This window comes from Colwellia sp. RSH04 (assembly GCF_003545765.1).
Lineage (GTDB): Bacteria > Pseudomonadota > Gammaproteobacteria > Enterobacterales > Alteromonadaceae > Colwellia.
Window position 1 is genome coordinate 17,749 of the sequence record NZ_QXIO01000009.1, and the last position, 26,201, is coordinate 43,949.

The following is a 26,201-nucleotide window of genomic DNA, read 5'->3' on the forward strand; positions in this document are numbered from 1 at the left end:
CGTGTTTGTCTTTGTTTCATATCAACAAAGATAAACAGCCCCTTTTAAAGAGTTTTATTTAGTAATGTGACTGCGCGCTTGATGCAGTTTTTTATAACTTTCTATTAACCTTAAATGTTTCTCTAACCCTTCAAGCTTCATACTTGTTTTGGTTAAACCAAAGAATTTCACCTCTCCTGAAACGGTGCCAACAACATTTTTCATCGTTTCTTCACCAAACATGCGGTTAAAATTATGAATAAAATGTTCAAGGGCTAAATCTTCCGCTAAAGTGACTTCCAAAACTGCATGAATAGCTTGATAAAACAAACCACGTTCAACAGTATTATCATTGTATTGCAGGAACTCGCCAACTAACTCAATGGCTTCTTCAAGCTCACCAAGCGCTAAATAAATGAGGATTTTAAGTTCAAGTATGGTGAGTTGTCCCCAAACCGTATTCTCATCAAACTCGATACCAATTAAGGTAATAATATCAATATAGTTATCTAATTGACTTTCTTCTAAGCGTTCTACTAGGCTAACAAGCGCATCATCATCAAGTGAATGAATATTTAAAATATCTTCACGATATTGCAGTGCTTTATTGGTATTATCCCAAATAAGATCTTCAGCAGGGTATACTTCAGAAAAATCAGGCACAAGAATACGACATGCTGTCGAACCTAGTTGATCAAATACCGCAATATAAGCTTCTTTACCGAGTTGTTCTAGTATTGAAAATAACTGCTGGCACTCTTCTTCGTTTGTCCCGGTAAAGTCCCATTCATTAAATTCATAGTCATGATCTGCACTGAAGAAGCGCCATGAAATAACACCTGTTGAATCAATAAAGTGCTCAACAAAATTTTCAGGCTCAGAAACCGCCATACTGTTAAACGTTGGCTTAGGTACATCATTTAACCCTTCAAAGCTTCTGCCTTGTAATAACTCTGTTAAGCTTCTCTCTAGTGCAACTTCAAAGCTTGGATGAGCGCCAAAGGAGGCAAAAACGCCGCCCGTTCTAGGATTCATTAACGTAACGCACATTACCGGAAATTGCCCCCCTAATGAGGCATCTTTAACAACAACCGGAAAGCCTTGTTCTTCAAGGCCTTTAATGCCTGCAACAATACTTGGGTATTTTGCTAATATATGCTCAGGTACATCAGGTAGAACAACTTCATCTTCAATAATTTGCCTTTTTACCGCTCGTTCAAAGATTTCTGACAAGCACTGTACTTTCGCTTCAAATAAATTATTACCTGCACTCATGCCGTTACTTAAGAATAAATTCTCAATTAAGTTTGACGGAAAATAAACTGTTTCACCATCAGAGTGACGTTGATAAGGAATAGAACAGATACCGCGTTCACTATTACCCGAGTTTGTATCGATAAGATGTGAGCCTTTAAGCTCGCCTTCTGCATCATAAATGCTTAAGCAATATTCATCGAGTATGTCTTGTGGTAAGGCATCGTCTTCATTTGGTTTAAACCACTTTTCATTAGGATAATGAACAAATTCACTGCTTGCGATTTCTTCACCAAAAAATTGGTCGTTATAAAAGAAATTACAATTGAGTCGTTCAATAAACTCACCTAACGCAGAGCATAGAGCGCTTTCTTTTGTTGCCCCTTTACCGTTAGTAAAACACATAGGAGAAGCCGCATCACGAACGTGTAAAGACCACACATTAGGAACAATATTTCGCCATGATGATATTTCTATCTTCATACCAAGGTCCGCTAACTTTCCCGTCATGTTAGCGATAGTTTCTTCTAAAGGTAAGTCTTTACCAAGAATAAAGGTGTTTTCGCTACCTTCTGGCTTAGCCATAAGCATAGCTTGGGCATCTTCTTCTAGGTTCTCTACTGTTTCAACTTTAAATTCAGGCTCTGTTTGAATCACTTTTTTTACAGTACAACGATCTATTGAACGTAAAATTCCTTGTCTGTCTTTATCTGAAATCGTGTCAGGTAATTCCACTTGAATTTGAAAAATTTGGTTGTAACGATCTTCTGGATCAACAATATTGTTTTGCGATAACCGAATATTTTCAGTTGGAATATCACGGGCATTACAATAAACCTTAACAAAGTATGCTGCACATAATGCTGAAGAAGCGAGGAAGTAATCAAAAGGGCTAGGTGCTGAACCATCACCTTTATATCGAATTGGCTGATCAGCTATCACTGAAAAGTCATCAAATTTTGCTTCAATTCTTAAGTTATCGAGATAGTTTACTTTGATTTCCATTGGAGTATTTCCGAAAATAATTGAGTGGTTCTAAACATTATTTATGTAAAAGCAACATGAATGTATGCGCAGAACAGAGGGTAAAAGTAATTGTCGTAATTATCGGCTTTTTTGAGGTAATAGTCTTGGTTTATTTGTGATCAAATATAATAAAGTTAAAGAAGTATCGTCTTCTAACCTACCACTTGGTTTCTACCAAATTGTTTGGCTTTATATAGATTTTCATCAGCCTTTTTTAACATTGCATCTAAATGTTGATCTTTATGACTATTAAAACCAATACTTACTGTCATTGATACTTTTGCTTCATCGCATTGTATTACTTGTTCAGATATTTTAACTCTAAAGTCATTTAAGAGGTTTGTTACCGTTTCGTCAGCTAAATCTGTAAATAAAATCACAAACTCTTCACCACCTATACGAGCGATTAAATCATTCTCAAAATATTCTGCTAATTGCTGAGAAAAATGTATTAATAGATCATCCCCTGCTTCATGACCGTACGTGTCATTAATTTGTTTAAAATGATCAATATCGAGCATAGCAACACTGAGATTAGTTCCATTGTCTACCGCGTTGTCATAAATATCTTTACCTTGTGAAAAAAAGTATCGACGATTATATAAGTTGGTCAGAAAGTCTCTATTAGCCGCGTTACGCAGTGCCTCCATATATTCAAGCATACTAATATTTTGATTAACTCGACATAACAACTCTTCGTAGCGAATTGGTTTAGCTAAGAAATCATTAGCGCCGTACTTAATAAATTGTGACCCTAAATCGGTATCACCACTAGCAGATAGTCCAATAATCGCTAACTGTTCTTTTGTGTAATTTTTCCTTAAATTTAGCGTTAACGAAAAACCATCCATATTTGGCATATGGTAATCAGTAATAATTAAATGAATGTCAGGTTTTTTTTTATATACTTCTAATGCTTGTACACCGTCTTCAGCAACCAAAACTTCAAAATTTTGCATGGCTAACATGTTCGCTACCATAGTACAGCTAATAGCAGAATCATCGACAACTAACACTTTATGATGACAATTGTTATATAAGCGACCAACAAGTTCTACAACATATTCATACGCATTAATACTATCTTTAACGATATAATCAATCACGCCTTTGGGAAGAATAGAAGTTTTGTCCCTTTCACCAAATGTACCTGTTAACGTTATCATTTTAACGTCAGCACGGTTTAGTAAGTTTATAATTTCACCATTGGGTGCGTCAGGTAAATGTAAATCACAAATTGCTAAATAATATTCATGGCGGTGCTTAGTTAATAACTGTTTAGCCTCGGCATAATTAGCCGCTGTATGAATTTCGATATTGTATTTGTCTTGAATGAGACCTTTTAGCATCAATAACATTGATTCTTGATCTTCAACTAACAATATAGGTTTATCTATAGATATTAAATGCTTAGAGCTTTCTTTACTTCTTACATTATCTCTAACTAGCACCATGAACGGACCTTTTACATACAAAATATAGTAATAATACTTTAAGTATAAGTTAACATTAAAATAATGCATAACAAACAAAACGTTATTATATTTTTTTATTAATGAATAAATCGGCTTAATACATCACATATGTTGCAACGACCGCGTAAAAGTGTATTTAAAGCGCACTTTGGTTTTATTATTAGTAAATCATCGCTATTATGATTTTAAACGACTGAACAGGTATATTACTAAAAAAGACATAAAAAACGCTGTGCAATCGCGATTACACAGCGTTTTTATGTCTTGGCAATGTCAAGCTACAAATTAAAGCAATAATTACTGGAATAACTCAATAATATTAGCTAAATCAGTTTTTCCTTCAGAGATTTCTTCAGGCGTTAAGCCAGAAAGTTCATGTGGGAAAACCAACCATTCGTCAGATTCATGCACATAATAATCAGGCTTTATGTCGACTTTACTGTTTTGTGGTTTATACCAAGGGCAAGCAATACGAACATCTGAAGGCATATTTTTACGAGTAAGTTTTTCTAATTGCTTGATCAGTGCATCAATACTTCTACCAGAATCAAATACATCATCAACAATTAATAAACCGTCACCCGCGTTAGCATTTTCAATAATGTAATGTAAGCCATGCACTTTAATTTCTTTACTTTGTTGATTAATGCCGTAATAAGATGATGTACGAACTGCAATATGATCAGTTTCTACTTTTTTAAAATCGAAATACTCCTGCACTGCAATACCTATAGGTGCCCCACCACGCCATATACCAACAATAAACTGTGGTCTAAAACCATCTTCAAATACTTTAGCGGCAACTCTAAATGAGTCTTCTAGCAATTCTTGTGCTGTGATAAATTTTTTCGACATACTAGTTGTTTCTTACGGTGAAATTAGTGTAATGTTGCGGATTATAGCAAAACTTGACCGAATGGTTAAGTAAAACGTAAAATATAATACTAGCATTTCGCGAGTATATATTGTCATTGTTAGCCTAAAGAACTTTTATGGTCACACCAATGAAAATATGTAAATATTTTTACCGCTCTTAATCAATGAGGTCTAACGAAGTATTAATGAAAAAGTCAATTTTAACAACTATCGCTTTGAGCGCTGGTTTATTCATGAACACAGCGGTACTTGCTGAAGATTTAAAAGTAGCTTCATGGAATATTGCCTGGCTTGGCTCACATGAATATAACGAAAGACATAGTGACGATTATAAAGCACTGGCTAAATATGCCTCGACACTTAATGCAGATGTTATCGCCTTGCAAGAAGTTGAAAGTGAATATTGGGCCAAAAAAGTGTTTGGCGATAACTACAATTACTACTTTTCAACTAAAGATTGGGTACAACGTGTAGGCGTCGCCATAAGAAAGGATATTGGCTTAACAGTTAAAGCGAGCGAATATAAAGCCTTAGATGTAGGAAGAGTTCGTCATGGTATGGATATTACATTATCAAGAAATGGTAAAACAACATCTTTACTCGCTGTACATTTAAAATCGGGTTGTTTCGCCAAGTCGCTAGATAAATCTACTGTTGCCGATATGCCCAGTTCAACAGAAAAAGAAGAAAAGAAAAAACTCGCTTGTCAATTATTAAGTAAGCAAAAAACGCCTTTATCTCAATGGATAGATAACAAGCAATCGCAAGGTGAAGCATTTATCATTTTAGGTGATTTTAATCGACGCTTCTCACAAGATATTGCGAACGATTTTTCTCATGAACAAGGTTTATGGCAAGCCATTAATGATGATAAAAAACAACAATTATGGACGCCGACTGCGAGTAAAAACTCAGATTGTTGGGGTGGATACTATAAAGATTATATCGATCATATTGTTTTTAACCCTGAAGCTAAAAAACATTATATTGATAATTCATTTAATCAACTTGTATTTAAAGAAAAATATACTCGTAAGTTGTCACAAACATTAAGTGATCATTGTCCTATTTCAGTAACTCTAGATTTTTAACAGTCTTAAAATTGTCTGTAATATTTTGCTAGCTAATCATTGAACAGATATAATTAACAAGAATTACTCGCGATAATAACATTGCTTTTGTTATAGCGGCTTTTTCATCGATTGGGCCTATTCCATGATAAACCACAAGCTTCCATTAATTGATTTACATCGACATTTAGACGGTAATATTCGTCCAGAAACTATTTGGCAACTCGCACAACAAAATAACATTGTCTTGCCTGAAAGCAATTTCACCGACTTTTTAGTACACACACAAGTTCAAGGCAGTGAAGCAAACTTAGTTGAGTTTTTAAAAAAGCTTGATTGGGGCGTCAATGTACTAAGCACGCTTGATGATGTAGTGAGAGTGGCTTATGAAAATGTTGAAGATGCTCACCTTGCTAACATCAAATATTGCGAATTACGCTTTTCACCTTTTTACATGGCCATGGCTCATGGCTTACCTCTTGATGGTGTTATTGAAGCCGTCATTGAAGGCATTACGCTTGGTCAGAAAAAATTCAATACAAAGGTTAACCTTATCGGCATATTAAGCCGTACGTTTGGTGTTGAAAAAACCTTTCTCGAATTAGATGCCTTATTACGCCATCAAGATAATTTAGTGGCTATTGATTTAGCTGGTGATGAATATAATTTTCCAGGTCAACTCTTTGAACCACACTTTGCTAAAGTGCGTGATGCTGGCTTAAAAATCACCATACATGCTGGTGAAGCGGCTGGTGCTGAAAGTGTATGGCACGCCATAGAAAAGTTAGGTGCTACACGTATTGGTCATGGTGTCGCTTGTATGAATGATGAAAAGCTCATGGCTTATATGAGAACACATCAAATAGGCATTGAGTCTTGTTTAACCTCAAATTATCAGACAGGTACGATTAACGATTTATCAAATCATCCGGTGAAAAAATTTTTAGAAAATGATTTATATGTTTGCCTAAATACTGATGATCCTGCTGTCGAAAATATTGAGTTACCCTATGAGTATCACCTTGCAAGTCAGGTAGTTAAATTAACCGAAGCGCAAATTACCCAATTGCAATTAAATGCACTGCAAATGAGTTTTATCAGCGATACTGAAAAACAGCAATTACTCAACGAACATAAAGCCAGTTTAACGTTCAATAATTAATGTGATACTAAAATATTTTCCACTAAAAATAACATTACATAACTACACAAAGGAGAAAGTATGGTTGAAATTTTAACCGCTTTAGGTACAGGCGTATTGGTCGGTGTGATTTTTTCACTGTTTAAACTACCACTACCTGCCCCACCTGTATTATCAGGTATTGTCGGAATTTTTGGTATTTACCTTGGCGGTATTGCTTATCATTGGATCCTTGAACGATTCTTTAGTTAGCATTATCATTAATACTCTATATTTCGTAAACTCAACGAAAGTAATAATTAAAATACAATATTTTCAGTAAAAAACCCTAGATAGCAGTTTGAATCATTCAGATTTGGCTTGAAACTTACTGAGTTAAACTTACCGTTAAAAGGATAACTCTTATGTCAACTCCTCATATTTCAGCACAACCAGGTGACTTCGCCGAAACCGTATTAATGCCAGGCGATCCACTTAGGGCAAAATTTATTGCTGAGAACTTTTTAGAAGATGCTAAATGTATTACTAGCGTACGTAATATGTTTGGTTACACTGGTACCTATAAAGGTAAACGTATTTCCGTAATGGGCTCAGGTATGGGTGTGCCTAGTGTTTCTATTTACGCAACTGAACTTTACAAAGATTACGGCGTAGAAAATATTATTCGAATTGGCTCGTGTGGCGCAGTACGTGACGATATAAAGATTCGTGATATTGTTATAGGTATGGCAGCAAGTACTGACTCTAATGTAAATAGACAACGTTTCAATAATCTTGATTTCGCGGCTTGTGCTGACTTTTCTTTATTAAAAAGTGTGGTTGATACCGCTGAAAAAATAGGTAAAGACGTGCGTGTAGGTAATATTTTTACTGCTGATTTATTTTACACACCCCAACCTGAAATGTTCTCAACCATGGAAAAATACGGAATTTTAGCCGTAGAAATGGAAGCGGCAGGTTTATATGGCGTAGCAGCTGAATATGGTAAAAAAGCATTAACCGTATTAACAGTGAGCGATCATATTAAAACGGGCGAGCAAACTAGCGCCGATGAACGTGAAACCACATTTAAAGATATGATGGAACTAACGTTAGAAAGCATTCTGTAATGCTCAAACAGTTAACGAATAGAGATCAAAACTCGTAATAAAAAAGGGGCTAACATCATGTTTTCCCCTTTAAGTTCGCACTATTAGTGTCTTTTAGAAGAAAGAAACTTTAAATTCAGCGCCGAAGAAACGTTCTTCGTTAACCATGCCTGAATTGTTATTAAAATCAACTCCACCGATAATTACTTGTTCATCCGTTAAGTTACGAACAAATGCAGAAATTTCATATTCATTATCACCCATAATCCAGTTATAACCAGTACGTGCGCCAAGCTCAACTAAAGACTCCCCTTCAAATTCTTTTGCACGATATAAGAAGAAGTCTACTTCACTACGATAGGTTAAATCAGAATGAATGAAAAACTCCCCATCGCCAATTTCTTTCGCATAACTTAATGTTAAGTTAGAAATCCACTCGGGGGAATTGGGTAAGCTATTTCCATCAATATATGCCATGGTGATTGGACCAAATCCACCTGGTACTTGAAAGGTTGGGTCAGTGACAGTACAAGTACCTGAACCGCACGTTGCCACAGCTAACCCAGGTTGATCAATTTCAGTTTTGTTGTAACTGATATTAAAAGTCGCAATAATATTTTCTGAAACGATAAATTCAGAGTCCAACTCAATACCATACCCTTTAGTCGTATCCGCATTCAATAATGTATTTGAATTCGCACTACCACCCACAGCGGTTAATTGCTGGTTATCCATATTAAAGTAATACACAGAAGCATTTAAACGACCTGCCCCATCTAAAATATCTGACTTAATACCGGTCTCGTACGAGGTAATGGTTTCAGAATCAGCCACACTGACATTTTGATCGTACAATACTCGCCCTTGAACACTCGGAGCCCTAAAGCTATTCGCTATGCGTGCATACCAGTTCATGTCTGGAGTGATCTTATAATTACTACTAATATCCCAACTTACGTGGCTATCGCTTGGATTAACAGATTCACTAAAATTACCTCCATCAGGCCCGGGAATGAAAGGGTGATCGATTAACTCTGCTGTAAACTTTTTTTCGTCATCAGAATAGCGAAGGCCTACGGTCACAGATAAATCATCACTTACGTCATAATCAACGGAGCCAAAAACAGCCCAAGCAGTCGTGTCTTGAAACTGTGTTGACTCACCATTTTGAGCACCATGTTCAGGGTCCGCAGGTGTTGAGTTAGCATCGCGAGTATAAAAATCATAAGTATTAATTGTTAACTCTTCGCTAAAATAAAAAACACCGACTTGATAATTCAACTTACCAGAGAAGTTTGATGCTAAACGTAGCTCCTGAGTATATTGCTCATGATCAGGGATTTCATCAGCAGTTTGAGCCCCCCACCATACTGCATTTGGATCCCCAGCTGGAGGGAAACCATTATAGCCACCGTCAACATCAGCACGAGAATATATTTCAGCGCTTTCCCAAGCAGTAATTGACGTTAACGTATGTTGACTGAAGTCCCATTCTAATTTTAAACTACTCCCTTGTGTTTCAACTTGTTGAGTCGCAAATTGTCCAGCATCTTGATACACCACATCAGATTTAAAACCACTTCGAATTTTGTTGCTACCTGGTGTGGCAATATTAGGATGAAAGGTAATCGGTGAACCATCTAAATCTCTAAAGTGATAATTAAATAAAGCGGTAAAGTCATTGCCTTCATATAAAAATTGAATACGCGCGGCATTTTCTTCATATCCACCTTGTTGATCTGCTTGTTCAAAGCCAACCGCTCTATTATCAATGTAATCATCTTTAGATTGGTGCAAACCTGAAATTCGCACAGATAAATTATCGGTTAATCCACCACCAAATGCAGCTGAACTATCAATACTGCCTCGGCTTCCGTAGGAAATTGCCGCATAACCATCAAAGATTTGCGACGGTTTAACTGAGTCAAACTTAACAAGACCTGCCGGTGTATTACGGCCAAAAAGCGTACCTTGTGGGCCACGTAAAACTTCAACTCGCTCTACATCAAACACAGGAAAGCCCTTTAAAATAGGGTTCTCTTGTACAACATCATCCACTACATAAGATACTGGTTGAGAAGCATTTAAATCAAAATCTGTATTACCTAAACCACGAATATAAAATCGCGGAAAACTACGCCCAAAAGAAGATTCAACCGCAAGACTTGGTATTCGTGCACTCATAAAACGAATATCCATACCTGCAGAGCTATATGCTTCAAGGTTCTCACCTTGTAAAGCAGAAACCGACACAGGTACTTCTTGAACATTTTCAACTCGTTTTCGTGCAGTCACTTCAATCACTTCAAGTTTTGTTTTATCAGCTTCTTCAGCCAAAGAAACAGGTGAAAAACCCGCGAGACCTACCATTGCTGAACTGATACACAAAGAAAGAGAGCTTCTCTTAAAAGAATTCATTTTTTATTCCCCAAACATCATTAATATTAAAGGTTTACCACTCTTATGGCGGTTAACAAACCTATTGAGTATAAGTTAAGATTTGAAATTTAGCTGAGTTAAAAAGCTTTTTCCGTAATTCATTGGGCTTACCTTGAATATTTCAGCAATAGTTTGCCCTAAATCAGCAAAGGTTGATCGTTCACCTAAATCAACAGAAGCTATATTATGATGATATGCAATAACGGGCACATATTCTCGAGTATGGTCTGATCCTGGCCATGTGGGATCGCAGCCATGATCAGCAGTTAAAAACAACAAATCCTCATCATTCATTGCCTGCATTAATTCAGGTAATCGCGCATCAAAAGCTTCAAGTTCTTGTGCATAACCTACAGCATTTCGCCTGTGACCATAATCTTGATCAAAATTCACCAAGTTAGTAAAAATTAAGCTATTATCTTGAGCGGTTTTAATATGTGAAATAGTTGCATCTAATAGGGCATCTAAGCCCGTTGCTTTTGTTTTTTCATCAATCCCTTGATGAGCAAATATATCTGCAATTTTACCAACGCTTATAACATGTGTACCTGATGCCGAAATTTTATCTAGCACTGTAGGCTCAGGGGGTAAAACAGAATAATCTCTACGATTTCCCGTTCGAGTAAAGTTATCAGCACTATCACCAATAAACGGTCGTGCAATAACGCGTCCAATATTTAAATCATCAAGTAATGATCTCACCTGTTCACAGTACTGATAAAGGTTTTCTAGACCAAAATGCTCTTCATGAGCCGCTATTTGAAAGACACTATCTGCCGAGGTATAACAAATTGGAAGCCCTGTTTTGATATGCTCTTCACCAAGGCGCGCTAATATTTCAGTGCCCGAGGCATGGCAGTTTCCTAACATCCCTGAAAAACCTGACTTTTCATTGATGCGTGCAATAAGATCTTTTGGAAAAGCGTTTTCTTTATCTGTAAAGTAGCCCCAATCAAAAAGTACAGGTACTCCTGCCATCTCCCAATGTCCGCTAGGCGTATCTTTACCTGTACTTATCTCTTGTGCGTAACCATAAGCACCTTGTTTTAAAGGATGCGATTGGTAAGGAAAGCTTTGCTTACCTGCATTTTCACAAGCTTTAATGACTCCTAATGCTGATAAATTAGGTAAAGAGAGCTTTTTACCTGTTTCGTCAAAATACGCAGTCGCAAGGTTTGCTAAAGTATTCGCCCCCACATCACCAAAATCTTTTGCATCGGGTGAAAAGCCAATACCAAAGCTGTCTATTACAATAACAATTGCTCGCGTCATACTAATTCCTGTATTTTTTGATCTATTCAATCAATTAGTCGATAAAAAATATGACCAAGTGGTCAAGATGTGTTAATTTAACACCTTTTAAAATATGGGTAAATAATCTATTTATTTTCTGACAAAAAATTAACCTAATCTTTTGTCAATAAATATTAATTATTCCCTTTATTATTCATTTATTTACTCATAAACTTTTGTTATTAACTATAACGCTTATCTCCTTAAGCATAGCTGAAACATTAGCTAACAAAGTAGCACGACCCAATAGGTATTTTGGAACTGATGAAACCAACAATAATCGCAATAGCTGGCCCTTCAGCCTCAGGGAAAACTCTTTTTGCTCAAACTATTCATGATGAACTCGTTGGCGAGCTAGGTGAAGATGGCATTTCTATTCTCTATGAAGACGCTTATTATCGAGATCAATCTCACTTATCAATGTCAGAACGCGAGCAAACCAACTACGATCATCCCGATGCGTTTGAACATCAACTATTAAGCAAACATTTAAGCTGTTTAGTCAATAATGAAACGATAAACAGCCCAGTATATTGCTATAAAACACACACTCGCATCAGTGAGACTCGTGAATTTTCACCCACTAAGATTATTTTGGTAGAAGGGATTTTACTCCTCTCTAATATGGAACTTCGCAAAAGATTCGATATTAAAGTTTACATGGATACACCATTAGATATTTGTTTAATTAGGCGTATACAACGTGACTTAATTGAAAGAAACCGTAGTGTTGAGTCAGTAACTAATCAATACCTTGAAACAGTTAGGCCAATGTACTATCAGTTTATTGAACCATCTAAAGCATGGGCTGATATTGTTATTACACGCGGTGGAAAAAATCGCATGGCCATTGAAGTACTCAAAGCTAAAATTCGTCAACTGTCAAAATTACCGCCACAACACTAATAATAAGAGGTATTTATGGAGTTATCAGCACTTAGGGGTGTAATAGGGATTTTTGTTCTACTAGCCGTTGCCTATTGGTTATCAAGTAGTAGAAAGTCTATTAATTTTCGCACTGTCGCCCTCGCCTTTTCATTGCAAATTTTACTGGGTGCATTCGTGCTCTACGTACCGTTTGGTAAAGATGTTCTGGCATCAATGACCAATGGTGTACAAAGTGTTATTGATAGCGCCAAAGTGGGTATTAATTTCTTATTTGGTGGTTTAGGCACTGATGCCATGTTCAGTAATGGTGTCGGCTTTGTTTTTGCTGTGCGTGTTTTACCCAATATCATTTTCTTTTCATCGTTAATTGCCGTGCTTTATTATCTTGGCATTATGCAATGGGTGATTAAGATTATCGGTGGCGGTTTACAAAAGTTATTAAAAACCAGCCGACCAGAGTCACTTTCTGCCACAGCAAATATTTTTGTTGGTCAAACAGAAGCTCCTCTTATTGTTAGACCTTACATTGCTAAAATGACGCAATCTGAGTTATTTGCCATTATGGTAGGTGGCTTAGCATCAGTGGCGGGCTCTATTTTGGCTGGCTACGCGGGCTTAGGCATTGAGTTAAAATACCTTATTGCAGCATCATTTATGGCGGCACCAGGTGGCTTGTTAATGGCTAAAATCATCTACCCAGAAACTCAAGCAAATGAAATAGTTAATGAAGCAGTTGATTACAATAGTGGCGATGACAAACCTGCGAATGTTATTGATGCAGCAGCCTCTGGCGCAGCTTCAGGCTTAAAGCTTGCGGTAAATGTTGGCGCTATGTTACTAGCCTTTATCGCGTTAATTGCTTTACTAAACACCATAGTTGGTGGTATTTCGGGTTTACTAGGTTATGAAGATATAACCATCGAATTATTACTAGGTTACTTTTTTGCTCCACTTGCTTACATTGTCGGTGTTCCAAGTCATGAAATGTTACAAGCGGGTAGCTTTATTGGCCAAAAAATTGTCGTTAATGAATTTTTTGCTTATGTTAATTTTGTAGAAATTAAAGACTCGTTATCTGCTCCCACTCAAGCCATTATTACCTTTGCTTTATGTGGCTTTGCTAATTTATCGTCTATTGCAATTTTACTAGGTGGCATAGGGTCTATGGCACCGAGTAGGCGTCATGATATTGCGAGATTAGGCATGAAAGCTATGATCGCAGCAACGTTAGCTAACTTAATGAGTGCGGCAATTGCCGGCGTATTTATTTCATTGTAGGATTTTTTATGACTGACTTTAAAACAACAGCGCAACGTGCTTTATCTCTAATGGATTTAACCAGTTTAACTGATAAAGAAACTGACCAAGAGATTATTGCCCTTTGTAACCAAGCTAAATCACCTGCAGGTGAAACAGCTGCTATTTGTATATTTCCACGCTTTATTCCTCTGGCGAAAAAAATATTAAAAGCACAGCAAACACCTCAGGTTAAGGTTGCCACAGTAACAAACTTTCCGCACGGTGGAGATGATATTGATATTGCGTTAGCTGAAACAAAAGCTGCTGTTGCCTATGGTGCTGATGAAGTTGATTTAGTCTTTCCCTATAAGGCCCTAATGAACGGCAATGAAAACATCGGTTTTGACATGGTTAAAGTGTGTAAGCATGCTTGTAATAATACCGCTAAGTTAAAAGTGATTATTGAATCTGGCGAATTAAAATCGGATGAACTCATTCAAAAGGCAAGCGAAATTGCCATTAATGCAGGTGCTGATTTTATAAAAACCTCAACAGGTAAAGTTGCTGTAAATGCCACACCACAAGCCGCTAAAATTATGCTTGAAGTGATCAAAAACAAAAATACCGACGTTGGCTTTAAACCCGCAGGTGGTGTTAAAAACGCTGAAGATGCTCAAGTATATTTAACGCTAGCTGATGACATTTTAGGCAAAGATTGGGCTGATGCTAAACATTTTCGTTTTGGTGCAAGTAGCTTATTAGCCAGCCTATTAGAGACGCTAGGTCATCAAAGCAAGCAAACTCAAACGACTCAATATTAAACGTGAAAATGATGTCTGACTTCGTCACTTATCTTAATGAAAAGTCAAATCAAGTAGTTTATTCATAACTCAAAATAAACGGCTTAATACAACCTACTTAATAATTAAAAGAACAAACAAATGGCTCAATTGTATTTTTATTATTCTTCTATGAATGCGGGAAAATCTACCCACTTACTGCAATCTTCATATAACTACCAAGAACGTGGTTTAACAACAGCAATTTATACGGCAAAAATTGATGATAGATTCGCCCAAGGAAAAGTTGCCTCTCGTTTAGGTATAGATGCCGATGCTTTTTTATTTGACGACAACAGTAATCTATTTAATCAAATCACGGAAAAACATCAAAGCAAAAAACTTGATTGCGTGCTAATTGATGAAGCGCAATTTCTATCTAAAGAACAAGTTAAACAACTTACCGATGTAGTCGATATTTTACATATTCCTGTTTTAGCTTACGGCATTCGTACCGACTTTTTAGGCCAAACGTTCTCAGGTAGCGCTGCACTTTTGGCTTGGGCAGATAAACTAATTGAGTTAAAAACTATTTGTCATTGTGGGAGAAAGGCTAACTTCGTCATTCGCAGAGATGCTAACGGCCAACCCGTAAAAGGGGGCGAACAAGTTGAGGTAGGCGGAAATGAAAGATACGAGCCTCTTTGTCGAGCTCACTTTAAGCAATTGGTCTGGCAATAGCACTGAATTGTTCTATTCTTTAAGCCATCATCATTAGGAATTTTTTATGCCTGTTTTTGAAAGTGCACACCCGCTTGTTAAACATAAAGTCAGTTTACTTCGTCATCACGATATTTCAGTTAAAGCTTTTAGAGAACTTACTCAAGAAATATCGATATTACTAACCGTTGAAGCCACGCAACACTTTGCTTTATTAAACAAACCATTAACTTGTTGGTCTGGTGAAATATCGGCACCCTCCCTAGCTGATAAACAACCTACCCTTGTGCCTATATTGCGTGCAGGCTTAGGTATGCTTGAAGGCTCACTAACCATTTTACCTTGTGCCAAAGTGAGTGTTGTCGGTTTACAACGCAATGAAGAAACTTTACAACCTGAAACTTACTATCAAAATATTGTCAGTGATATTGCACAAAGAACCGCGATAATTATTGACCCTATGCTTGCCACAGGTGGAACAGCTTTAGCGACAATCGAATTACTTAAAGCATCAGGCTGCAAACATATTATTGCTGTATTTTTAGTGGCCGCCCCAGAAGGAATAGATGTTTTGCAAACAGCTTACCCTGACGTTGATCTTATTATTGGCGTAGTAGACGAAAAGCTTAATGAACAAGGCTATATATTACCTGGGCTAGGTGATGCCGGCGATAAAATATTCGGTACTTTATAACCGTCTACTCTTTTAACTGCCTATTCTTATAACCTACTGTTTTAGTATTTCAATAGATTAAAGCCCGAACATCAATGAATATACTTATTGATGTTCGGGCTTTTTATTACATTGATTTAATAGAACAATTTACTAGGGGCTGTTGATCTTTCGGGGTTGTTGTTGCAGCTTTTTGTTGGATATTTGTACAAGGCAGAGTCTTTGTCATGTGGTTATTCCACATAAAAAGGCGATAACGCCGTAAAAATGATCAACAAACGCTGTCCGAAGGATTCGGCTAAAAGCATTTTACGCTTTGTTGAGTAGTATTTGCTTAGAATGACTAAGCTACACACGACTCGCCTCGAATAAAACGCTTTTAGCTCGAACAAAATTTAATCGCGAAAGTTCAACAGCCCCTAATAACTTAGGTATAAATAATTGGCGAAAGTGTCGGTGCTTCTTCGCTGTAGTGTATTGTTCGAGAAAATTGTTGACTCGCTAACTCAGCCTCATCATGACTTCTTGCATGAACGCGTGCAATCACTTCACCACGATTAACCTTAACACCTAAAGGCAAAATACGATCAAAGCCTACAGAATGCTCCACCGCTTGTCCTGGTGCTGTTCTTCCGCCCCCTAAACCAACAACCGCCATGCCAACAGCTCGCGTGTCCATTTGGGCTAAATAACCATGTTCAGTCGCTTTTATCTCAGTAATAACATTCGCTTTGTTCATTGCCCCCCATGGATTGTCAATAAAATCACTAGGGCCACCTAATGCAGCTATCATGCGTTCAAACACTTCAGCTGCTTTTCCTGATGTTAGCACGCGATCAATTTTTTCAAGTGCGTCATTATCTGAGCTTGCTAAGCCAGTATTTAGTAGCATCGCTTTAGCCAAAGCTTGTACCACTTTGTGTAGCCTAGGCTCACGTTGCTTACCCGTTAAATATTTAACCGTTTCATACATCTCTAAAGCATTACCTGCACTAGTGCCTAGCACTTGGTTCATATCGGTTATAATTGCCTGTGTTTTAACGCCTGCGCCATTAGCTACGCTGGTAATACTTTCAGCCAATGCCTTAGCATCAGCTAATGAAGTCATCATTGCGCCATTACCCACTTTGACATCCATCACTAAACAATCAAGTCCTGCAGCAAGCTTTTTCGATAAAATAGAGGCGGTAATCAGTGGAATAGATTCAACTGTGGCGGTGACATCTCTTATAGAGTACAAGCGCTTATCAGCAGGCGCTAAATTATCGGTTTGTGAAATAATCGCCATGCCAACATCTTTAACTATTGCTTTAAACTCTTTAATGCTTGGTTCAACGTTAAACCCTGCAATACTTTCAAGTTTATCTGATGTACCGCCTGTATGCCCTAACCCACGACCTGAAATCATCGGTACATAACCACCACAAGCACATACAATCGCCGCAAGCATAAAGCTGACTTTATCGCCAACCCCTCCGGTTGAATGCTTGTCAACAATAGGTCCATCGAACCCTTCCCAGCTTAAAATATCACCAGAATTCATCATACCTAAGGTTAAATTGACTTTTTCATCAACACTCATACCGCGTTGAAATATCGACATTGCCATTGCACCGACTTGACTATCAGAAAAGCTACCGTCAACTAAACCTTTAACAAAAGCTTGAATCGCTTGTTCATTTAGTTGATGACCATCGCGTTTAATTTTAATAATTTCTTGGGGTAATAACATGTTTGAAGATTGAGCATTCATTATTTCTTTGCTCCTATGCGTCTAATAAAAATTTTGGCGTGAAGGCATTAGGCAATAGTTCAGCTACCTGCCAAACTTGTTGCTCACCTTTATGGTTAAAGGCAATCACAGGTGCGTTTTGCTCGAAGAATTCAGCAATCACTTGTCTACAGGCACCACAAGGTGGCGTTAACTTATCCTGCTCGGTATAAATAATTATGAGCTGAAACACTTGCTTTCCTTGAATAACCGCTTGGCTAATACAGTTTCGCTCTGCACAAACGGTTAAACCGTACGAGGCATTTTCAACATTACAGCCACTCACAATAGTGTTATCACTCGTTAATGCTGCAGAGCCAACTTTAAACTGACTATAAGGTGCATAAGCATTGTTATATGCCGCCTTTGCAGCCGCTTTCAATTCATCTGAAATAACTAGTTCAGCAGATGTTAATGGGTTGTTTTTCATAAAACGTCATAACCTAATAATGTTATTAATCTATACCTGAGCATAACATTACTGACCATTTGGTCAAGTAATTTAATTTTAATTTTACTTAATAGAGTGGCAACAAAAAAGGCTGCGCAATGCAGCCTTTTGAATATCAAACTACTGATAAGTCAGTAGTTAGTCCTGAATAACCCTAGAAGCTATAACTAACACCTACACGGATTTCCCATAACGATGGTTTATTTTGAATGTCTTGCTCTTGGTTACCGTCATTGAATTCTTCAAAAACGTATTGACCTGCATCATTGCTTGATATTTCAACCATACGGTTACCTACAAATGACCCTTTGCTCATTACACCCCAGTCATCATTTAACATGTTACCAATGTTCTTAACGATAATGAAGGCACTACCTCGGTGGTCTGCAGATAAACCAGGAAGTTCTTGAGTGAGTTTCAAGTCAAACGTTGTCCACCAATCAGCATTGTGAGCATTACGACCTTGAATTTGACCACGTGCTAAACCTTCACTTTCAACAAAAGCGTCAAACGCTGCTTTGTCGAAACCGTCAGCGTAAACTACATTTGGATCATTTTCGGCAGGTACATAAAGTAATTGGCGTGAACCATTCCAGTTGTTATCGCCATAACCTCTGTCTGAGCTATCAAACGTGTAAGAGTATGGGCGACCAGCACTTGATTGACCAAATAAGCTAATACGTGTATTTAAACTGTCAATTAACTCAACATTATAGTTTAACGCCATAGTGAAACGATGAGGGATTTCATAATCAGACGTTGCAATTGCTGGGTTAATAGCGTCAGTTGTCGCTAAGTTACCGTAGTTAGAACCGGCTACTGCACTTGTCATTGGATTCGCATCTTCTGAGTTGGTGTAAGAGTAACCAAAGGTTGCATCTAAACCAAAATCAAACGACTTATTTACACCAAATGATAAAATAGTTGATTTACCATCTCTACCGCTGTTTGTTAATACGTACTCTCCTGAACGTCCTGCTGGTTCTTCATACAGAGGACGACCATCTGGCGCTACTTCACCTGAATAAGCAATACCAGCATCTTTTATAGTTGCTGAGTCAACTTTTTGGTTATATAACAAATCAGCTGTGAAGTTATAGCCGTTATTTGTAGTATAAGTACCACCGATTGAGTATTTCCATTCTGATGGCATTTTGAAGTTAGGATCAACAGCATTTACAGAGCCGTCACCACCTTCTTGAGGAATGCCTTGAATTTGGTCATACATTGCTTGAGGAACACCGTAAATTGGCGTACCTGGGCTTGTCCAGTTGTTCGCAAATAAATCGACTTTACCATCTTGCTCTACTAAATCAACTTTGTATTCACGAGTTGCGATTTGTACTAAACCATCGTTTGAATAAGAATTAGATAACCATACATTTGGGTTACCACCAGAATATAAACCAAAGCCAGCTCTAACAGATAAGTTGTCATCTACATTCCAACTGAAGCCAACACGTGGTTGGAATAAATCTACGCCATCAAAAGTAGAGTTATTTGCATAACCATATCTTTCTTCAAACTGAGCGTTATAACGAGGTTTATCAGAGCTTGTGTACATATCATAACGGAAACCAAACATTAAGGTTGCATCGATATCCGTAAACGTGTACTCATCTTGCAAGAAGAAAGTATGCACATCATAAGTAAACTCTTGGCTTGCATCTTCAGGAATGTTAGTACCTGCCGAGTTATTATAATAAATACGAGCTGCTAAACCTGCTTCATAATCATCAATAGAGTCAAATCTAAACTCACCGTCGGTATGCTGCATAAATAAGTTAAATGCGGTTAATGATTCATATTCATAGCCTGCAGTAATAGTATGATCATCTAAGTAGTAGTTACCTGAAACCTTAAAGGTTTGGTTATCCCAGTATAATTCGTTAGTTTGACGAGAATCATCAGGACCCAAGAATATTGTAGAACCACCGTGTCTGATTTGAACTTCACCAAAACCACTGTCAGCATCTAATGATTGTTGACGATTGTCTAAGTCCATTTGACCGTAACTAATTGACGTTGAAAAGTTGTCTGTCCAATCAGAATGTAATGAGGCAACAAATGATTTTAACTCAGCGCCTTTTTCATAAAAGTGGCTATCAAGTGTTAATGCCCAGTTATCAGATTGAGATAACTTAAAGCCATCATTATAGTTATAAACAAAACTTGCACGATGATCATCGTTGATATTCCAATCAAGTTTTAGAAGTAACTTTTCATCTTCTACTGGCATATTACCTGGCATGCCACCAGCATCGTAACCGTATACGTCTTTTGTAACTTGCACTACGCGGTCAACGTCTGCTTGTGAAATTTGGTTACCTAATGGTTGGTATTCAAATAACTCAACGCCTTCAAGTTTTTCATATGAAACAAATGCAAAAACTTTATCTTCTAAAATTGGGAAACCAACATTGAAGCCGTAACGTTTTTCACTGAACGAGCCTGTGGGTATATCCTTACCTTTTGCTTCATCACCTTTCATTGAGTCATTAGTGTAATCAAAGAATACACTGCCATGTACTTCGTTTGTACCTGATTTAGTTACCGCATTAATGTTACACGAAGTGAAACTACCGTATTTAACATCAAAAGGGGCTAATTCAACAGATACTTGATCAATTGAATCATATGAAAATGGAACACGAACCGTTGGATAACCATTATCATTTAAACCAAAATTATCATTCATCTTAGCGCCATCAAGCGTTAAGCTGTTAAAACGAGGGTTACCACCACCACATTGAATTGCATCATCGCGACTCTCATCAACATATATACGAGGATCAACTCGTACAATGTCCTTAAGATCACGGTTAATAGCAGGTAAACTTGCTAAATCTTCAGCATTAAAATGTGCTGCAGGGCTAGTACCCGTTGCAAATTTGCTAATTGCTCTACCTGTAACTTCGATAACTTCTGTTTCTAATTTTGCTTCTAATGCAACCGCTACAGGGAATGTTTGTCCCAAGGTTAAAAAAACATCGTTTAGCTCAGTATCCTTAAACTGGTCCGAATCAACAATAATTTTGTAAGGTCCACCTACTCTTAAACCTTTAGCAGTAAATAAACCAGAGTCATTTACCGTTGCTGTTTTAGTCGTTCCTGATGGCACATGAACTATAGTAATTTGAGTTCCAGCAGCAGGATTACCGTTAGGGCCACTAATATTACCTTTAATGGCGGATGTTGTTGTATTTGCTAAAGCTGAAGTTGAAAGTCCAAGCGCAAGTACTAACGCACCCGTAATGCGTGAGAGACGATGAGTTGTCATCTGTTATTCCTTGGTTATGTTTTAATCAGTAATGATATTTATTTTTATCAAGCAAACCGCATAAAAAAGTTAACCATTTGCTCGGTTTTTTAATTTCGATGCAAATTAGACCAGATTTTTATGTCAGTTTCATTACATTTTTTTACGCTTTTATTACTAGGGATAAACATTAGAGGTCTAACCAGGCTTAATATACTGCATACAAAAAAAGTTAAACATATAAAATACAAGACCTTAAAAGCTATAAATATTATTTATGTTTAAAAAAGAAGCAACAAATCATCTTTTATACATATTTGTTATTAATACTTATGTATATGGTAACATTTCATTATAAGTAAAAGCTAGTATACAAAAAACATAAAAAACACTTTTATATATAAAAATCAATAACTAAAACTAAAAATAAAAAAAAACAATTTAAATCAATTACAATTTAAAAAGTTTGATTATTTACTTCTCTATCAGGCATGCCAGAATTAGTGGACAAATCACAGTTAAACCCATTTGCTGCTATTCCAATGTACTTTTGATAACAAATACGCTACATTTCAATCCCATTTATTTGGATGTTCAATTTTTTCATAACGCTTTTCCTAACCAATTGGTTAACTGGCGTTATTTTTAAGTATCTACACAATAATATCTTTAAAAAATTAACACTAAGACTATTTATTAATAGAGTTTTCAGAATGACAGAAAATAATAAAGTTAAAAAAACAGGGAATATTAGAGCCAAAAGTCAGGTAAAAATTCTCACGGCTGCTACTACTGAGTTTGTTTTACAAGGTTATAAAGGTGCAACTGTGCAATCAATTGCCGATAGAGCCAATTTACCTAAAGCCAATATTCTTTATTATTTTAAAAATAAAGAAAATATTTATCATGCTGTACTAGAGCATACTCTTGAAATGTGGGATGAAGGCATAGGAGATATCGACCCATCTGAAGGTCCTAAGGCAGCCATTGAAAAATTTATTGAAGCAAAAGTAAGAATGTCTTTTAATCATCCTGAAGCCTCAAAGATTTATGCTATGGAAATTATTCAAGGCGCTCAGCATTTAAAAGAATTTGCTCGAACTTACCAAAGACAATGGGTTAGAGAAAAAGCGAAGTTATTTCAACAATGGATAGATAACGGTGAAATGGCTGATGTAGACCCTGTACACCTTATCTTCTTGATATGGTCTTCAACACAACATTACGCTGATTTTGAGACACAGATATTAACTATTATGAATAGAGCTGAATACGAAGAAGATGACGTTGAACAAGTTATTGCCTTCCTTTCTCAAATGATTTTACGCGGCTGTGGTTTAGCTTAACCTTATGAAATATTTAATTTTCCTCCTTATTTTAGGTGTTACTTTATTACCAATGAAAGATGCAAATGCTAAAACGATTAAAGTAGCGACATTTAATGTCAGTATGGAAGCGCTGAATTATATTGAACATAAACGCGGCAGTAATAGCCCTGTACCCAGCAGTACACTAGCAAACGCTTTACAAGAGAATAATTCGCAAATAAAAAATATTGCTGAAATAATTCAGCGAGTAAATCCTGACGTTATCCTACTTAATGAGTTTGATTTTTCTGATAATAATCAAGAAAGTAAGCATACTGCATTAAAACATTTTTTAAAAAACTACGTAGCAAAAAGCCAACAAGGCCAAACACCACAGCAATATCCTTATTTTTATCAAGGTCCTGTTAATACAGGCGTTAATTCTGGATTTGATTTAGATGGTAACGGTATTAGCGGTCAATTACCTGGTGATGGTTTTGGTTTTGGTTACTTTCCTGGCCACTTTGGTATGGCTATTTTATCAAAATACCCTATTGAGAGTGAAAAGATTAGAACCTTTCAACACTTCAAATGGTCTGATATGCCTAATGCACTACAACCGATTGATGTAAAAACAAATAAATCATGGTTTAAAGATAATGCATGGCAAAGTTTACCGCTCTCTTCAAAGTCTCATTGGGACATTCCTATTAAGATAAACGATACCACGGTTCATTTTTTAGCAAGCCATCCTACTCCACCCGTTTTTGATGGCCCAGAAGATCGAAATGGTAAAAGAAATCATGATGAAATACGTTTTTGGCATGATTACATATCAGATAAAAATAACCATTACATTTATGATGATAAAGGTCAAAAAGGCGGTATTGCAAAGCAAGCTTCATTTATTATTTTAGGTGACTTAAATGCGTCAAATGTTGATGGCGATGCTATAAATACAGGCATTGATGCGTTACTCAATCATGAAAAAATTAATGATGTGATGCCAAAAAGTGCAGGCGCAACAAAACATACACAAGATAATATAAACGCCCAATATCATACTGCCTTTTGGCGAATGCGTGCTGATTACGTTTTGCCCTCTAAGCTTGGTTTTAAGCTAGTAAATTCAGGTGTATTTTGGCCATTAGACAATGAGCCAACCTATCGATTAATAAAAGATAGAAAAGCATCATCCGATCATAGACTCGTATGGGTAGAGCTTGAACTCACTAAATAGCCTTAAACAGCGACTAATAACTAATTACTAAATAATTACTAACTTAACGAACTTATAGAAAGCTTATCATGAATAAACTGTTTACTTGTATTACGCTTACGCTTGCTTTATCAGCGTGTAACTCAACCGTTCACACAAATACGACGACCATTACCAATATTCCAGAACAAATCACTGACGCACCAAAAAATATAATTATGATCGTGGCTGATGGTATGGGGCCAGCTTTTACGAGTGCTTATCGATACTATAACGACGATGTGACTACCTCACACATTGAACAAACAGTATTCGACAGACATCTACTTGGATTAAGTAGTACATACCCTGCAAGAGAATCAGGTTATATTACCGATTCAGCGGCGGGCGCAACGGCACTATCTGCCGGTATTAAAACATACAATGGTGCTATTGCTGTCGATGTTAATAAAGAACCTGTGGGTACGGTTTTACAACGGGCTAAATCTCAAGGTAAAAAAACGGGTGTTGTCGTTACTTCACAAATTAATCACGCGACACCAGCAGCTTATATTACTCATAATGAAAGCCGTGAAAACTACAATGCTATCGCTGATAGTTATCTCGATAATGGCATAAATACTGACTTAATGTTAGGTGGCGGTTGGAAGTACTTTCTACGTGATGATAGAGATCTTGTGAGTGAATATAAGCAAGCTGGATTTCAGTATATTGACAATTATCAAGCTCTTAACCAGTTAAACGATAAAAAGCCTGTTTTAGGATTATTTGCAGATATTGGTTTACCCACAGCACTCGACGATAAAAACCCTCATCGTTTATCAATGATGACTAAAGTGGCAACAAATCAATTAACTAATGAAAAAGGCTTCTTTTTACTCGTTGAAGCCAGCCAAATCGACTGGGCTGGACATGGTAATGATATTGCTTCAGCAATGGCTGAAATGGACGACTTAGCTAAAACACTTGAATACCTTGAGCAATTTGTTGAAAGTAACCCTGACACATTAGTCGTACTAACAGCTGATCACAGTACGGGCGGTTTAACGATTGCGGCAAACGGCGAGTATATATGGCAACCTGCTTTATTACATAAGATTAAGCAATCACCGCGAATGTTAGCAAAGCAATTAGCAAAAAGTGATTTAACTCAAAATGAAATATCAAGTATTTTAAATTTTGAAGTGAGTGAACTTGAAGCGCAACAATTACAACAAGCAAAATATAAAGCCTATGAAAAGCGTGAACACTACAGAAACTTATCAAAAAGTGCTCAAGCAAAAATGAAAGAGCCAAATATTACCTATGCGATGAATAAAGCGGTGAAACAGTTAATTAATGAAAGAACAAATACCGGATGGACGAGCGGTGGCCATACAGGAATTGACGTGCCCGTTTATGCCTTTGGTAAACAGCATTTAACTTTTTCAGGCCAACTTGATAATACTGACATTGCCAAAAAAATGTTCTCACTTTTAGGCAAACAGCCATAATAGAAAGCTGAATGACAGTACCTAAAAAAGGCCTAAAAAAGAGCTAAAAAAAGCGAAACACATAAATGTTTCGCTTTTATCATTCTATAGGCCGGCTTTTTATCAATAAAAGAAAATGCCAAAGGTGAGTATTTTAATCACCTTCATACTCAAGTAATGCGTGAACAGAGAGTCCTAACGCTTTTAACTTTTCTTCGCCACCTAAATCAGGCAATGAAATAACAAATGCACTGTGCGTAGTGGTTGCGCCAACTTTTCTAATTAACTTAGTTGTCGCTTCAATTGTACCACCCGTTGCCAGTAAATCATCAACAATTAGCACATTATCATCTTTCGTTAACGCATCTTGATGTATCTCTAAGGTATCTGTACCGTATTCTAATTGGTAGTCTTGTGCATATGTCGCTCTTGGTAATTTACCAGGCTTACGCACAGGAACAAAACCTACACCTAATGCTAAGGCAAGTGGTGCACCAAATAAAAAGCCTCTCGCTTCTGTACCAACCACTTTGGTAAAACCTTGACCTTGATATTTTTCTTTCAAAAGATCAATGGTTAATTTGAACGCTTCAGCGTTATCTAAAATGCCTGTTACGTCTCTAAATAAAATCCCTTTTTTTGGGTAGTCTTCAATAGTGTGTACAGCATTGATTAGCGTGTTCTTTTGTTCTACATTCATAGTTTCTATAACATTTAACAGTTAAATTTTAGGGGTAAAATATATCAGCTTTTTCACAGGAGCGTAAGTCAGAACACAAAAA

General features: G+C 36.9%; 21 protein-coding genes and 1 pseudogene. 12 read left to right on the forward strand and 10 right to left on the reverse strand.

Translation table 11 applies throughout. From position 1 onward, the window contains the following. Window positions 1-54 precede the first annotated feature (54 nt). From D1094_RS14100 to D1094_RS14110, 3 genes are all read right to left on the reverse strand, one after another. The gene (locus D1094_RS14100; protein WP_118960760.1) at window positions 55-2,238 is read right to left on the reverse strand and encodes an OsmC domain/YcaO domain-containing protein; all 2,184 of its coding nucleotides are present in this window, start codon (window positions 2,236-2,238) and stop codon (window positions 55-57) included. A gap of 173 nt (window positions 2,239-2,411) precedes the next feature. After that, the gene (locus D1094_RS14105) at window positions 2,412-3,713 is read right to left on the reverse strand and encodes a diguanylate cyclase (protein WP_182440196.1); all 1,302 of its coding nucleotides are present in this window, start codon (window positions 3,711-3,713) and stop codon (window positions 2,412-2,414) included. 318 nt (window positions 3,714-4,031) lie between these two features. Further along, window positions 4,032-4,589, reverse strand: coding sequence for a phosphoribosyltransferase (locus tag D1094_RS14110; protein WP_118960762.1), 558 nt, complete (start codon window positions 4,587-4,589; stop codon window positions 4,032-4,034). Between the two features lie 206 nt (window positions 4,590-4,795). Between D1094_RS14110 and D1094_RS14115 the strand changes: the two genes are divergently transcribed. From D1094_RS14115 to deoD, 4 genes are all read left to right on the forward strand, one after another. Continuing rightward, window positions 4,796-5,701, forward strand: coding sequence for an endonuclease/exonuclease/phosphatase family protein (locus D1094_RS14115; protein WP_118960763.1), 906 nt, complete (start codon window positions 4,796-4,798; stop codon window positions 5,699-5,701). Window positions 5,702-5,825: 124 nt separating this feature from the next. Beyond that, a complete protein-coding gene (gene add, locus D1094_RS14120) occupies window positions 5,826-6,842 on the forward strand; it encodes an adenosine deaminase (protein ID WP_118960764.1) in 1,017 nt (338 codons plus the stop codon). 60 nt (window positions 6,843-6,902) lie between these two features. Beyond that, window positions 6,903-7,073, forward strand: coding sequence for a XapX domain-containing protein (locus tag D1094_RS14125; protein ID WP_118960765.1), 171 nt, complete (start codon window positions 6,903-6,905; stop codon window positions 7,071-7,073). 152 nt (window positions 7,074-7,225) lie between these two features. Next, window positions 7,226-7,930 carry a purine-nucleoside phosphorylase gene (gene deoD / locus D1094_RS14130; RefSeq protein WP_118960766.1) on the forward strand — a complete coding sequence of 235 codons (705 nt, stop codon included), beginning with the start codon at window positions 7,226-7,228 and terminating at the stop codon, window positions 7,928-7,930. Window positions 7,931-8,023: 93 nt separating this feature from the next. Here the strand turns inward: deoD and D1094_RS14135 are convergent, their stop codons facing one another. Both D1094_RS14135 and D1094_RS14140 read right to left on the reverse strand, forming a co-directional pair. Further along, the gene (locus D1094_RS14135) at window positions 8,024-10,327 is read right to left on the reverse strand and encodes a TonB-dependent receptor (RefSeq protein ID WP_118960767.1); all 2,304 of its coding nucleotides are present in this window, start codon (window positions 10,325-10,327) and stop codon (window positions 8,024-8,026) included. Between the two features lie 75 nt (window positions 10,328-10,402). Further along, window positions 10,403-11,620, reverse strand: coding sequence for a phosphopentomutase (locus tag D1094_RS14140; RefSeq protein WP_118960768.1), 1,218 nt, complete (start codon window positions 11,618-11,620; stop codon window positions 10,403-10,405). 285 nt (window positions 11,621-11,905) lie between these two features. On the opposite strand from D1094_RS14140, the gene udk reads away from it, so the two are divergent. The 5 genes from udk (at window position 11,906) to upp (ending at window position 15,961) form a co-directional block, all read left to right on the forward strand. After that, on the forward strand, window positions 11,906-12,547 hold the full coding sequence (udk, locus tag D1094_RS14145; protein WP_182440197.1) for a uridine kinase: 642 nt from the start codon (window positions 11,906-11,908) through the stop codon (window positions 12,545-12,547). Window positions 12,548-12,562: 15 nt separating this feature from the next. Continuing rightward, a complete protein-coding gene (locus D1094_RS14150) occupies window positions 12,563-13,807 on the forward strand; it encodes a NupC/NupG family nucleoside CNT transporter (RefSeq protein ID WP_118960769.1) in 1,245 nt (414 codons plus the stop codon). Window positions 13,808-13,815: 8 nt separating this feature from the next. After that, on the forward strand, window positions 13,816-14,589 hold the full coding sequence (gene deoC / locus D1094_RS14155; RefSeq protein WP_118960770.1) for a deoxyribose-phosphate aldolase: 774 nt from the start codon (window positions 13,816-13,818) through the stop codon (window positions 14,587-14,589). 120 nt (window positions 14,590-14,709) lie between these two features. Further along, a complete protein-coding gene (locus D1094_RS14160) occupies window positions 14,710-15,288 on the forward strand; it encodes a thymidine kinase (RefSeq protein ID WP_118960771.1) in 579 nt (192 codons plus the stop codon). Window positions 15,289-15,334: 46 nt separating this feature from the next. Then, entirely contained in the window at window positions 15,335-15,961 is a 627-nt protein-coding gene (gene upp, locus D1094_RS14165; RefSeq protein WP_118960772.1) for a uracil phosphoribosyltransferase, read from the forward strand. Between the two features lie 116 nt (window positions 15,962-16,077). Here upp and D1094_RS18980 read toward each other — a convergent pair. From D1094_RS18980 to D1094_RS14185, 4 genes and pseudogenes are all read right to left on the reverse strand, one after another. After that, window positions 16,078-16,296: pseudogene (locus tag D1094_RS18980) on the reverse strand (hypothetical protein). 71 nt (window positions 16,297-16,367) lie between these two features. After that, on the reverse strand, window positions 16,368-17,672 hold the full coding sequence (deoA, locus tag D1094_RS14175) for a thymidine phosphorylase (protein WP_182440204.1): 1,305 nt from the start codon (window positions 17,670-17,672) through the stop codon (window positions 16,368-16,370). Window positions 17,673-17,706: 34 nt separating this feature from the next. Continuing rightward, window positions 17,707-18,141, reverse strand: coding sequence for a cytidine deaminase (gene cdd, locus D1094_RS14180; protein WP_118960774.1), 435 nt, complete (start codon window positions 18,139-18,141; stop codon window positions 17,707-17,709). A 175-nt stretch (window positions 18,142-18,316) separates the two neighbouring features. Further along, on the reverse strand, window positions 18,317-21,442 hold the full coding sequence (locus D1094_RS14185; protein ID WP_118960775.1) for a TonB-dependent receptor: 3,126 nt from the start codon (window positions 21,440-21,442) through the stop codon (window positions 18,317-18,319). A 692-nt stretch (window positions 21,443-22,134) separates the two neighbouring features. Here D1094_RS14185 and D1094_RS14190 point away from each other — a divergent pair. The 3 genes from D1094_RS14190 to D1094_RS14200 all read left to right on the forward strand — a co-directional run bounded on the left by D1094_RS14190 (window position 22,135) and on the right by D1094_RS14200 (window position 25,440). Continuing rightward, the gene (locus D1094_RS14190; protein ID WP_118960776.1) at window positions 22,135-22,767 is read left to right on the forward strand and encodes a TetR/AcrR family transcriptional regulator; all 633 of its coding nucleotides are present in this window, start codon (window positions 22,135-22,137) and stop codon (window positions 22,765-22,767) included. Window positions 22,768-22,771: 4 nt separating this feature from the next. Then, the gene (locus D1094_RS14195; protein WP_118960777.1) at window positions 22,772-23,968 is read left to right on the forward strand and encodes an endonuclease/exonuclease/phosphatase family protein; all 1,197 of its coding nucleotides are present in this window, start codon (window positions 22,772-22,774) and stop codon (window positions 23,966-23,968) included. Between the two features lie 68 nt (window positions 23,969-24,036). Continuing rightward, entirely contained in the window at window positions 24,037-25,440 is a 1,404-nt protein-coding gene (locus D1094_RS14200; protein ID WP_118960778.1) for an alkaline phosphatase, read from the forward strand. A 133-nt stretch (window positions 25,441-25,573) separates the two neighbouring features. Here the strand turns inward: D1094_RS14200 and apt are convergent, their stop codons facing one another. Further along, the gene (gene apt, locus D1094_RS14205; protein WP_118960779.1) at window positions 25,574-26,119 is read right to left on the reverse strand and encodes an adenine phosphoribosyltransferase; all 546 of its coding nucleotides are present in this window, start codon (window positions 26,117-26,119) and stop codon (window positions 25,574-25,576) included. Between the last annotated feature and the right edge of the window lie 82 nt (window positions 26,120-26,201).

Bases quoted from the DNA above. Each gene is read 5' to 3' on its own strand.
- deoD (WP_118960766.1), top strand. From the start codon at position 7,226: ATGTCAACTCCTCATATTTCAGCACAACCAGGTGACTTCGCCGAAACC.
- apt (WP_118960779.1), bottom strand. From the start codon at position 26,119: ATGAATGTAGAACAAAAGAACACGCTAATCAATGCTGTACACACTATT.
- cdd (WP_118960774.1), bottom strand. From the start codon at position 18,141: ATGAAAAACAACCCATTAACATCTGCTGAACTAGTTATTTCAGATGAA.
- deoA (WP_182440204.1), bottom strand. From the start codon at position 17,672: ATGTTATTACCCCAAGAAATTATTAAAATTAAACGCGATGGTCATCAA.
- D1094_RS14185 (WP_118960775.1), bottom strand. From the start codon at position 21,442: ATGACAACTCATCGTCTCTCACGCATTACGGGTGCGTTAGTACTTGCG.
- D1094_RS14140 (WP_118960768.1), bottom strand. From the start codon at position 11,620: ATGACGCGAGCAATTGTTATTGTAATAGACAGCTTTGGTATTGGCTTT.
- D1094_RS14135 (WP_118960767.1), bottom strand. From the start codon at position 10,327: ATGAATTCTTTTAAGAGAAGCTCTCTTTCTTTGTGTATCAGTTCAGCA.
- D1094_RS14195 (WP_118960777.1), top strand. From the start codon at position 22,772: ATGAAATATTTAATTTTCCTCCTTATTTTAGGTGTTACTTTATTACCA.
- D1094_RS14200 (WP_118960778.1), top strand. From the start codon at position 24,037: ATGAATAAACTGTTTACTTGTATTACGCTTACGCTTGCTTTATCAGCG.
- udk (WP_182440197.1), top strand. From the start codon at position 11,906: ATGAAACCAACAATAATCGCAATAGCTGGCCCTTCAGCCTCAGGGAAA.
- D1094_RS14190 (WP_118960776.1), top strand. From the start codon at position 22,135: ATGACAGAAAATAATAAAGTTAAAAAAACAGGGAATATTAGAGCCAAA.
- upp (WP_118960772.1), top strand. From the start codon at position 15,335: ATGCCTGTTTTTGAAAGTGCACACCCGCTTGTTAAACATAAAGTCAGT.
- D1094_RS14160 (WP_118960771.1), top strand. From the start codon at position 14,710: ATGGCTCAATTGTATTTTTATTATTCTTCTATGAATGCGGGAAAATCT.
- D1094_RS14110 (WP_118960762.1), bottom strand. From the start codon at position 4,589: ATGTCGAAAAAATTTATCACAGCACAAGAATTGCTAGAAGACTCATTT.
- D1094_RS14125 (WP_118960765.1), top strand. From the start codon at position 6,903: ATGGTTGAAATTTTAACCGCTTTAGGTACAGGCGTATTGGTCGGTGTG.
- D1094_RS14105 (WP_182440196.1), bottom strand. From the start codon at position 3,713: ATGGTGCTAGTTAGAGATAATGTAAGAAGTAAAGAAAGCTCTAAGCAT.
- D1094_RS14115 (WP_118960763.1), top strand. From the start codon at position 4,796: ATGAAAAAGTCAATTTTAACAACTATCGCTTTGAGCGCTGGTTTATTC.
- D1094_RS14100 (WP_118960760.1), bottom strand. From the start codon at position 2,238: ATGGAAATCAAAGTAAACTATCTCGATAACTTAAGAATTGAAGCAAAA.
- D1094_RS14150 (WP_118960769.1), top strand. From the start codon at position 12,563: ATGGAGTTATCAGCACTTAGGGGTGTAATAGGGATTTTTGTTCTACTA.
- add (WP_118960764.1), top strand. From the start codon at position 5,826: ATGATAAACCACAAGCTTCCATTAATTGATTTACATCGACATTTAGAC.
- deoC (WP_118960770.1), top strand. From the start codon at position 13,816: ATGACTGACTTTAAAACAACAGCGCAACGTGCTTTATCTCTAATGGAT.